The sequence below is a fragment of the Microcystis sp. LEGE 00066 genome (assembly GCF_015207925.1).
GTDB lineage: Bacteria > Cyanobacteriota > Cyanobacteriia > Cyanobacteriales > Microcystaceae > Microcystis > Microcystis ichthyoblabe_A.
On sequence record NZ_JADEVX010000172.1, the window covers coordinates 1 to 9,122 of the forward strand.

8 protein-coding genes and 2 pseudogenes are annotated in these 9,122 nt (G+C 45.9%); 9 read left to right on the forward strand and 1 reads right to left on the reverse strand.

Annotation, left to right across the window (positions count from 1 at the left end):
* Positions 1-299 precede the first annotated feature (299 nt).
* The 7 genes and pseudogenes from IQ224_RS18745 (at position 300) to IQ224_RS18775 (ending at position 7,657) form a co-directional block, all read left to right on the forward strand.
* On the forward strand, positions 300-1,520 hold the full coding sequence (locus IQ224_RS18745; protein ID WP_084989956.1) for a restriction endonuclease subunit S: 1,221 nt from the start codon (positions 300-302) through the stop codon (positions 1,518-1,520).
* Positions 1,521-1,839: 319 nt separating this feature from the next.
* The gene (locus tag IQ224_RS18750) at positions 1,840-2,019 is read left to right on the forward strand and encodes a hypothetical protein (RefSeq protein WP_002746635.1); all 180 of its coding nucleotides are present in this window, start codon (positions 1,840-1,842) and stop codon (positions 2,017-2,019) included.
* 65 nt (positions 2,020-2,084) lie between these two features.
* Positions 2,085-5,531, forward strand: a complete 3,447-nt coding sequence (locus IQ224_RS18755) for a DEAD/DEAH box helicase family protein (protein WP_194033347.1) — start codon at positions 2,085-2,087, stop codon at positions 5,529-5,531.
* Positions 5,532-5,559: 28 nt separating this feature from the next.
* On the forward strand, positions 5,560-6,390 hold the full coding sequence (locus IQ224_RS18760; protein WP_084989955.1) for an Rpn family recombination-promoting nuclease/putative transposase: 831 nt from the start codon (positions 5,560-5,562) through the stop codon (positions 6,388-6,390).
* A gap of 29 nt (positions 6,391-6,419) precedes the next feature.
* The gene (locus IQ224_RS18765) at positions 6,420-7,262 is read left to right on the forward strand and encodes an Rpn family recombination-promoting nuclease/putative transposase (protein ID WP_084989954.1); all 843 of its coding nucleotides are present in this window, start codon (positions 6,420-6,422) and stop codon (positions 7,260-7,262) included.
* A gap of 42 nt (positions 7,263-7,304) precedes the next feature.
* Positions 7,305-7,517: pseudogene (locus tag IQ224_RS18770) on the forward strand (flagellar assembly protein H); the annotation flags it as partial.
* 29 nt (positions 7,518-7,546) lie between these two features.
* Positions 7,547-7,657 (forward strand): Rpn family recombination-promoting nuclease/putative transposase, encoded by a 111-nt coding sequence (locus tag IQ224_RS18775; protein WP_223210947.1) that lies wholly within the window; start codon positions 7,547-7,549, stop codon positions 7,655-7,657.
* A 65-nt stretch (positions 7,658-7,722) separates the two neighbouring features.
* Here IQ224_RS18775 and IQ224_RS18780 read toward each other — a convergent pair whose 3' ends face one another.
* A complete protein-coding gene (locus IQ224_RS18780) occupies positions 7,723-8,040 on the reverse strand; it encodes a DUF3067 family protein (protein WP_002732720.1) in 318 nt (105 codons plus the stop codon).
* A gap of 175 nt (positions 8,041-8,215) precedes the next feature.
* On the opposite strand from IQ224_RS18780, the gene efp reads away from it, so the two are divergent.
* Both efp and IQ224_RS18790 read left to right on the forward strand, forming a co-directional pair.
* On the forward strand, positions 8,216-8,773 hold the full coding sequence (efp, locus tag IQ224_RS18785; protein WP_002732990.1) for an elongation factor P: 558 nt from the start codon (positions 8,216-8,218) through the stop codon (positions 8,771-8,773).
* A gap of 165 nt (positions 8,774-8,938) precedes the next feature.
* Positions 8,939-9,122: pseudogene (locus IQ224_RS18790) on the forward strand (acetyl-CoA carboxylase, biotin carboxyl carrier protein); the annotation flags it as partial.

The following is a 9,122-nucleotide window of genomic DNA, read 5'->3' on the forward strand; positions in this document are numbered from 1 at the left end:
TATCAGCCAGACTTGGAAACTATCTCATCAAATTAGTCCCCCCATAGAACCTCCTTGAGCCATCTTGCACACTTTTCTCTTTTTGTCAAATTTTATGTTAAGAAAGATGTGACTAATGGATAGCTTAAAAAGGGGGGAGAAGAGTTTATAGTAGGGTGGGTTAGACGGCAACAATCTAGGCGTTAAAGTCAATCTAACAATCCGTCGTAACCCACCGCTTTAGTCCACCGAAAGGATATTTGATTTATGTTTGAAAATAAGATTGATCAGGTTTTACACGCGTTAAAGGAGATGTTGGGATGAATTTACCAAAAACATGGTCATTAGTTGCTCTCGGAGACATAGCTGCACATGAAAAAGGTGCGATTCGACGTGGCCCTTTCGGAGGTTCTCTTAAGAAAGAAATTTTTGTCGAAAGCGGATTTAAGGTCTACGAACAACAAAACGCAATTAAAGATGATTTTCAAATTGGAAATTATTTTATTGACGAAGACAAATTTCGTGAAATGGAAGGCTTCAATGTTAAGCCTCATGACTTGATTATTAGCTGCGCTGGAACTATTGGAAAAGTCGCAATTGTCCCCTATGAAGCCTTGCCTGGAGTCATCAATCAGGCACTGATGCGTATTAGACCAAACCCGGAGATTATACTTTGTCGTTACCTAAAGTGGCTACTTGAATCACCAAAATATCAGCGGGATATCTTTGGTAAAAGTGCTGGAAGTGCGCTTAAAAATTTAGCCGCCATAAGTGAAATAAAAAAATGTAAAATCCCCCTCCCACCCCTCGAAGAACAGCGAAGAATTGCGGCAATTTTAGATAAAGCGGATGGGGTGCGACGTAAGCGCAAAGAGGCAATTCGGTTGACTGAGGAGTTATTGCGATCAACTTTCCTAGAGATGTTCGGTGATCCTGTTACTAATCCGAAAGGGTGGGAGATTGTTAAACTAGGTAGTCTTGTTGTCGGCCAACCAAATAATGGCATTTTTAAGAAAAATCACGAATATGGTGGGGACACACCCGTTGTTTGGGTAAAGGAACTCTTTAGTGGTTACACTATCGATTGTTCTGAAAGTAGGACTTTAACACCAACAGATGAAGAAGTGAAAAAGTTTGGATTAACAAAAGGTGATATTCTTTTTTGTCGATCTTCTTTAAATCGTGATGGTATTGGCTTTAACAATGTTTTCGATGGCATGGATTTTTCAGCACTTTTTGAGTGTCACATTATTCGAGTCAGACTGAACCAAAAAAAAGTTAATAGCATCTTTCTGAACTACCTTTTGCATTTTCCTGGACTCAGGAAACAGATTATTGCTAAAGCAAATACAGTAACGATGTCCACCATTGGACAAAGTGAAATAAAGAAAATAGAATTTTATCTTCCTCCAAAGGAACTGCAAGATAAATTTGAGATTTTTTTGCGAAAAATTGCAACAAATCGAACGAAATTAGAAAATAAAGAATCTGAAAATCTCTTTAATTCCCTTTTACAAAGAGCATTTAGGGGGGAACTGTAGCCATGGCAGCTGGCGGATTACTGCCATAATCTTGTGGGAAATGCCATTAAAAAAGACCGTTGGACAATTAACCAAGATTCCTATCATCTCACACTGTCACGCGGGAAAACCCTAGATAAAATAACCGGCTCTTCTCGACTTTGTGTGATAAGTTTAAATTATATAGGATTGATCGATCTTTGTGTCCTTTGTGTCTTTGTGGTTCGTTCCACCCCCTCGCTAGGAGAAATGTATCTTAGAATACATTTTACCCACCAAACCTAGGAGAGCCAATAACCGAACTTGCTGTTTTTAAATTGGCAATATTTGGAGTAAAATAATGGAAAAAGTAATTAACAAAGTTAACATCAAAAAGCAAAATAATGACTTTAACTATTGGCAAAAACAATCCTATCAAAAACGATTAGAAGCGTTAGAACAAATTCGCCAACAATACCACCAATATAAATATAATGCTGAACCAAGACTTCAAAGAATTTATACAATTGTTAAACAATAATCAGGTAAAATATAGAGATAGCCAAAATTTTGGGAATAATAGAGTTATAGACTGGGGAGCGCAATATGGATTCAAACTTCTCCTTCCTGCGAGATCAATTCCCGACAATCTACGATCATGCCAGCCAAGCGGAGGGATTAGTCTTCAGTAACCCCCGGGCCAGTTGCTTCTATACCCGTTTTGTCCTAGAACAAATGGTCTGCTGGCTCTATGAAAACGACCCCTACCTGCAACCGCCCCGGGAAAGTAACCTAGGCGCTCTCATCCACGAGCAAACCTTTAAAGATAACCTTAAACCCGGACTTTTCGGCAAAATTCGCACCATCCACAAAGTCGGCAACAACGCCGCCCACCATACCAGCCCCATCAGTGAACGGGACTCCCTGCACCTGATCGAGGAACTATTTCATCTCACCTACTGGCTGGTGCGCTACTATGGGCAGAATGGGCGAAAATTGGGCGATATTAGCTTCGATCGCCAGAAGATACCCACGGCCGCACCCCCCGCTCCCAAACAACTGCAAGACCTAGAAAAACGCCTGTCCCAAAGCGATGCCCTGCGCCAATTGGCCGAAGCAAAACAGCGCCAAACCGAGGCCGAACTGGCAGCCGCTAGGGCCGAACGGGATGCCCTCCTCGCCCAAAATCGAGCGATCGCTGACCAGCACGACTACAACGAAGCCGACACCCGCCGCTACCTGATCGATGTACTACTCCAAGAGGCCGGCTGGGATACCAAAGCAGCCAACGTCACCGAGTTCGAGCTGCAGGGGATGCCCATCCAAAAGCCCGGAGATACCGGACGCGGTTTCGCCGATTATGTACTATGGGGTGACGACGGCAAACCCCTCGCCGTCGTGGAGGCAAAACGCAGCAGCAAAAGCGCCGACAGCGGCCAACAGCAGGCCAAACTCTACGCCGACTGCTTAGAAAAAGACTACAACCAGCGCCCCGTTATTTTCTACAGCAACGGCTATGAAACCTATCTCTGGGATGATCTCGCCTATCCCCCCCGTCCCGTCCTCGGTTTCCTGCGAAAAACCGAGCTAGAACGGCTAATTTTCCGCCGTTCCCACCGTAAACGCCTCAGCAACACCGCCATTAACGAGGATATCGTCGGCCGTCCCTACCAGAAAGAGGCCATCCGCCGCATCACCGAAACCTTTGAAGAAAAGTGCGCCCGTAATTCCCTCTTGGTTATGGCCACCGGAACCGGCAAAACCCGAACGGCGATCGCATTGGTGGAACTGCTCAAGAGCGCCAATTGGGTAAACCGAGTCCTGTTTCTGGCCGATCGCAATGCCCTATTAAAGCAAGCCTATCGAGCCTTTCAGCGTCATCTACCCAGCGTTACCGTCCTGCATCTGACCCGCAGCAAGGACGTGACGGGGGCTAACGTCCTCTTCTCCACCTATCAAACCATGCTCAACGCCATCGATCGCATGGATGCAGAGGGGCGAATCTTTGGGGTGGGTTATTTTGACCTAGTGATCATCGATGAGGCCCATCGCTCCATTTATCAGAAATACGGCGAAATCTTCCATTATTTCGATGCCCTGCTGGTGGGGCTAACTGCCACGCCGCGCTCGGAAATAGACCGGGACACCTACCGCATTTTCCAGCTACCCCAGGGCGTGCCTACCTTCGCCTACGAGTTAAATGATGCCGTTAGGGATGGCTACCTTGTCCCCCCCAAGGGCGTTACTGTACCGTTTAAGTTTCTGCGTACTGGGGTTAAATACAGCGATCTAACCCCACAGGAGCAGCTAGACTACGAGGAGAAGTTCCGGGACGAGGAAAGCGGCGAACTACCGCAGGCAATTAACGCGGCTGCCTTTAATGACTGGTTGTTCAATATCGACACCGTGGATCAAGCATTAGAATTATTGATGCAACGGGGGCTAAAGGTCAACAGTGGCGATCGATTGGGTAAAACGATTATTTTTGCCCGTAATCACCGACACGCCCAATGTATCTGCGATCGCTTTAACAGTAACTATCCTCACTACAAAGGTCATTTCGCCAAAATTATTGACAGTCACGACAAATACGCCCAGAGTCTGCTCGATGACTTCAGCGAGGTCAACAAAGAACCGATTTTGGCCGTCTCGGTGGATATGCTCGATACCGGCGTAGATGTGCCGGAAGTGGTCAATTTGGTCTTTTTTAAGCCCGTATTCTCCCGGGTGAAGTTCAATCAGATGATCGGGCGCGGGACCCGTCTCTGTCAGGATTTGTTTGGTCCTGGCAACCATAAAACCGAGTTTCTGGTCTTCGACCTCTGCGGGAATTTCGAGTATTTCGAGCAGGATATCGATGAAACAAGCCAGAAAATACCTGAAAGCCTCACCAGTCGCCTAGTTAAACATCGCCTCGAGTTGGCAACCCGTCTCGCTCCCGCCCAGCCCAGCGCGACACCTAGGGCAAGAGAGCAGTCCTCTACTTACAAAGTCGAGCGGGCCGACGACCTATACACGAGTTTGCTCGATGCACTCCATCAACACATCACCACCATGCCCCGGGATAATTTCCTCGTGCGTCGTCGCTTGCCGCAGGTGGAAACCTTTAGTCAGCGCCAGCGTTGGGACAACCTCAGTCAGGAGGACGCGGCCACCATTGCCGACTCCTTGGCCGGTTTACCCAATAGTCTGCCCAATGAGGATCCCCTGGCCAAGGAATTCGATCTTCTCTGTGTGAAACTGCAATTAGCCATTCTCAAGGCCGACCGTAGTTATGAGCGATTGCGGGACAAAGTGCGCGATATTCTCTGTCAACTGGAGACTAAACCCGATATACCGATGATTAAGGGGCAATTGGCCTTTATTCGCGAGGTGCAGGCGGAAAACTGGTGGACCAGAGCAACGCCGTCAATGGTGGAGGGGATTCGGGTGCGTGTCCGGGATCTGGTCAAGTTTATCGATCGCCAAAAGCAGCAGATCGTGATCACCGATTTTGTCGATGAGATGGGGGAGGTGCAGATTGTCGATATTCCCACCCATCAGACCGGTTTTAGTCGCGAACAGTATCGCCGGAAAGTGGAGGCCTATATCCGTCAGCATCAGGATCACGTGGCAATTGCCAAGCTGAAGCGCAATATCCCCCTAACGGACAGGGATTTATCTGCCCTAGAGGAGATGCTATTTTCGGCCGCAGAAATTGAGAGCCGTCAGCGTTTTGAGGAGGTCTTTGGCCGGACGAAAAGCCTCAAGCTTCTGATCCGGGAAATCGTCGGACTCGATCCCGCAGGGATCCGCGTAGCGGCACGCCAAGCGGCTAAACAAGCTTTTGACCGTTATTTGCAGGGGACAAACTTCTCGGCCAATCAAATCCGTTTTATCGAAAATATCATCGATATCCTCACTAAAAACGGAATTATGAATCCGGGGGCGCTCTACGAGCCTCCCTTTACTGATAACCATCCGGAAGGGCTAGATGGGATGTTTAATAATCAGGAAGCTGATCGGATCGTCTCGATTTTGCGATCGTTTAACCAGTCCGTTGACGCGGTCTAAGAGTAAGCGCGGATGAAGAAATAAAAGCATGAAAACTGACACGATTTTTTATCAACTCTTTCAATCATTCCCCTCTATCTTCTTTGAATTAATTCAACTCCCCATCAGCGAAGCGAATAACTACCGCTTTGACTCAGTGGAAGTCAAACAACTTTCTTTTCGTCTTGATGGAGTCTTTCTGCCTCAAAATAATCACCCCCAGACTCCTATCTACTTCTGTGAGGTACAATTTCAAGAAGATGAGGCTTTTTATCAGCGCTTTTTCACCGAAATATTCTTATATCTCAGTAAAACTGACTTAACCAATGATTGGCGGGGTGTGATTGTCTATCCTAACCCTCAAGTAGAAACCGATAAAGTTCAACGCTATCGGGAACTCCTCAACTGCGAGCGAGTCAGACGGATTTATCTGAATGAATTAGAAAACACTCCTCAAACTTCGATTGGTTTAGCTACAGTGCAATTAATCACCCTATCTAAAGCAAAAGCGCTTGATAGCACCCGAAAATTAATCCAAAGAGTGAGAGAAGAATTAACCCCCGACCAAAAACCCCAAGAACTCTTACAATTAATAGAGACGATTCTCGTTTATAAGTTACCGCTTCTCAATCGTCGGGAGATAGAAACTATGTTTAGTTTAGATGAATTAAAACAGACTCAGTATTTTCAAGATGTGCGCGAGGAAGCGCGTCAGGAAGGTCGTCAGGAAGGTCGCGAGGAAGGTCGTCAGGAAGGCAGACTAAACAAAGCACTAGAGGCGGTCCCTCGTTTGTTAGCCCTAGGGTTAAGCGTTGAGCAAGTCGCATCCGCGTTAGAGTTAGAGGTTGAACAGGTTAGAGCTATACAAAAAGGGAGATAAAAAATGCGATCGCCTTGTAAAATAAAAGCATGAAAACTGACACGATTTTTTATCAACTCTTTCAATCATTCCCCTCTATCTTCTTTGAATTAATTCAACTCCCTATCAGCGAAGCGAATAACTACCGCTTTGACTCAGTGGAAGTCAAACAACTTTCTTTTCGTCTTGATGGAGTCTTTCTGCCTCAAAATAATCACCCCCAGACTCCTATCTACTTCTGTGAGGTACAATTTCAAGAAGATGAGGCTTTTTATCAGCGCTTTTTCACCGAAATATTCCTATATCTCAGTAAAACTGACTTAACCAATGATTGGCGGGGTGTGATTGTCTATCCTAACCCTCAAGTAGAAACCGATAAAGTTCAACGCTATCGGGAACTCCTCAACTGCGAGCGAGTCAGACGGATTTATCTGAATGAATTAGAAAACACTCCTCAAACTTCGATTGGTTTAGCTACAGTGCAATTAATCACCCTATCTAAAGCAAAAGCGCTTGATAGCACCCGAAAATTAATCCAAAGAGTGCGGCAAGAATTAACCCCCGACCAAAAACCCCAAGAACTCTTACAATTAATAGAGACGATTCTCGTTTATAAGTTACCGCTTCTCAATCGTCGGGAGATAGAAACTATGTTTAGTTTAGATGAATTAAAACAAACTCAGTATTTTCAAGATGTGCGCGAGGAAGCGCGTCAGGAAGGTCGTCAGGAAGGTCGTCAGGAAGGTCGTCAGGAAGGCATTGAGCAAGGCAGACTAAACAAAGCACTAGAGACGGTACCTCGTTTGTTAGCTTTAGGGTTAAGCGTTGAGCAAGTCGCATCCGCCTTAGAATTAGAGGTTGAACAGGTTAGAGCTATACAAAAAGGGAGATAATCTCCTTCTGTCCTTATGTCTAGGAAGTCCTGTTAATCCTATCGTCGGGAGATAGAAACTATGTTTAGTTTAGATGAATTAAAACAAACTCAGTATTTTCAAGATGTGCGCGAGGAAGCGCGTCAGGAAGGCAGACTAAACAAAGCATTAGAGGCAGTCCCTCGTTTGTTAGCCCTAGGGTTAAGCGTTGAGCAAGTCGCATCCGCGTTAGAGTCAGAGGTTAAACAGGTTAGAGCTATACAAAAAGGGAGATAAAAAAAGCGATCGCCTTGTAAAATAAGAGCATGAAAACTGACACGATTTTTTATCAACTCTTTCAATCATTCCCCTCTATCTTCTTTGAATTAATTCAACTCCCTGGTTTAAGTATTCTCAATGTTAGTAAAATCCAATAATCCCAGTAATGCTAGTATATTCGAGTAATACCCACAAATTTCGATAATGTAATTGTAATAACTGATCACTGATCACTGATCAGCCATTCCGATGCCCTTTCACCCAGATCTAGGGGCAGACTAACCGCTTTACCGAGACGGGGACGCTCACGGGTTTCGCGGATAAAAGCTTGAAATTGACTAACACCACCCCATTCGTGGAGATAATTGGCGATCGCATTGAGATGTTCCAGATATTCAGACTCGGAGAGGGGAAAAGAAGCTTGTTCGAGATATTTCCACATTACCTGGACATGAACCTTATCTTTGATGCGTCGTAGCTGGATATCGTAGGAACGACCCCATTTTTCTAGTAATAATTGCTGTAAGTCCACACCCGTCATGGTTGATATCGCTTCTCAGATGTCAGTCAGTCAATTAATTCTAACTTACTTTTAGCTGCTGCCCCTAGGTTAGTCCACCGCGCTTCGATTCAGACAAATTCCCATAAAAAAGTTTTTTCGGTGCGGAGAGTATGTAGAATGGAATGTTGATCTTTCTTGGCCTAAACAGCATTTCATGATTTCGAGTAACGACTTTCGGAGTGGCACAACCATCCAGATCGATGGCTCTGTCTGGCGGGTGGTGGAATTCCTGCACGTTAAACCGGGTAAGGGATCGGCCTTCGTGCGAACCAAGTTAAAAAATGTCCAGACGGGCAACGTGGTAGAACGGACGTTCCGGGCGGGGGAAACCTTGCCCTCAGCCACGATCGAAAAGCGCACCATGCAGCACACCTACAAAGAAGGCGATCAGTTTGTCTTCATGGACATGGAGACTTTTGAGGAAGCAACTCTCACCCCGGCACAAATGGGCGATCGAGCCAAGTATCTGAAGGAAGGAATGGAAGTCAATATTCTCTTTTGGAATGAGCAAGTATTAGAGGTAGAATTGCCCACCTCGGTAATCTTGGAAATCACCGATACAGATCCGGGAGTCAAGGGAGATACGGCCACCGGTGGCACCAAACCGGCGATCGTAGAAACGGGAGCGCAGGTAATGGTTCCCCTGTTTATTTCCATCGGTGAAAGGATTAAAGTGGACACCAGGGATGGTTCTTATCTGGGACGGGAATAATTGTGATCAGAAGCCCAGAAATAAGGGCTTAGGGACGGGTTTGGGACTAAAGCCAGTGTTCTGAGCCTGTTTCCCAAAACTTAGCCGCTAGATGGGAAAAATCGACGGTTTGGTGGGTGCTAATTTGGATTTGTTGCTTTTTATTTGCGGGGGGATTTCAGAGCGGTGACTATTGATTACAACGAAATTCGAGAACTGATCAAAACATTGGCAGCAACGGATATCAGTGAATTTAGCCTAAAAAGTGCAGATTTGGAGCTAAATATCCGCAAAGGAACCGTTAATACCGTCCTTAGTCCTCTCTCCGCTCCCTTGCCGGTGGTGACAGCCCCGGTCGCCCCTCCAGTGG